We start from the raw sequence: 426 nt of genomic DNA, 5'->3' as shown, positions 1-426 counted from the left end.
CCTCCTGGAGGCGTCGTTGCAAGGTGCGCTGCGACAGGTGCAGTGCCTGGGCCACCCGTTCGCGCTTGGGTTCTCCCTGCGGCAACAGCCGGCACAGGGTCTGCCGGGCCAGATGGGTGATGCGGCTGGTGCTGAAACGCGCCAGGTATTCGCCGGCGAAGCGATCGTGCAACTGGGCCAGCGCCTCGTTGGCCGAGGGTAGCGGCGTCTCGAGGTCGACGCGGGAAAACACCAGCGCGAACTCCTCGGCGTGAAAGCGCAGCGGCGCGCGGAACAGCTCGGCATAGGGTGCCAGCGGCTCGCGGGGCGCGCCGGGCAGTTCCACCGCCAGCGGGTCCAGCGGCCGGCCGGTGATCCAGCGGACCATGTCCACCAGGTAGGCCAGCGAGCATTCGGCACTCTGCGGCGGCGCCGGCAGGCGATCAC

The 426-nt window shown here is 70.7% G+C and carries 1 protein-coding gene; it reads right to left on the bottom strand.

Features of this window, described 5'->3' with window-relative positions:
• Positions 1–426 (bottom strand): AraC family transcriptional regulator ligand-binding domain-containing protein (locus ETC02_RS17030; protein ID WP_171698485.1); only part of this gene is annotated, 426 nt, incomplete at both ends.

It is taken from the genome of Geobacillus sp. DSP4a, assembly GCF_013096875.1.
In the GTDB taxonomy this organism is placed as follows: Bacteria; Bacillota; Bacilli; order Bacillales; family Anoxybacillaceae; genus Geobacillus; species Geobacillus thermophilus.
This window is presented reverse-complemented; position numbering and strand designations above follow the sequence as displayed.